Below are 556 nucleotides of genomic sequence, written 5' to 3'. Positions count from 1 at the left end.
ACTTGAGTTCGAACTTTACTACTCTGTATAAGGTTCAAACTGTGTAAAATGTAAACACAGTAACAAAATATTAGGCTCGCCTCGCAGGCGGGCCTTTTTTGTATTCGTCAGTCAAGATTCGCCGTTTAACATGAGGGGATAATAAAAATACGCTTGGGCTATTTTTACCTTGTAGGTCAAAGGTCTAAGCCATTGAAACGTGAAATCATCGATCAAAAGAAGGTGAGCCATGAAAGTTCAGCTTATTCCATCGCTATGTGTACTCAGCGGCACGCTACTGGCCTCTGTAGCCTCGGCTCAGGTCGCTTACACTTGGGTAGACGAAAACGGCGTAGTGCACTTCAGTGACACCCCAAACCAAGGCGCGAAGACCATCGCATTGCCCAATCTTGAAGCCAGTGCACCAGCACCAGAAGTCGAGAGCACTGAATCACTTGCGCCACAAGCCAAAGCAGCCCCCGAGCCAGAAGAAGAGCTAGAAAAGAAATCGGATAAGCCTCAACCTTTGCAGCTGGCGATGCTCACACCTCAACACAATGAAACCATTCGTAGTAAT

1 protein-coding gene is annotated in these 556 nt (G+C 46.9%); it reads left to right on the top strand.

What is annotated here, in order from left to right:
- Positions 1-229: 229 nt before the first annotated feature.
- A partial coding sequence (locus R8O10_RS26860) for a DUF4124 domain-containing protein (RefSeq protein ID WP_318192180.1) occupies positions 230-556 on the top strand: 327 nt, incomplete at its 3' end.

It is taken from the genome of Vibrio sp. 1727, assembly GCF_033344415.1.
GTDB classification, from domain to species: domain Bacteria; phylum Pseudomonadota; class Gammaproteobacteria; order Enterobacterales; family Vibrionaceae; genus Vibrio; species Vibrio alginolyticus.
The sequence above is the reverse complement of the archived record's forward strand: the minus strand, read 5'-3'. Positions and strand labels throughout refer to the sequence as shown.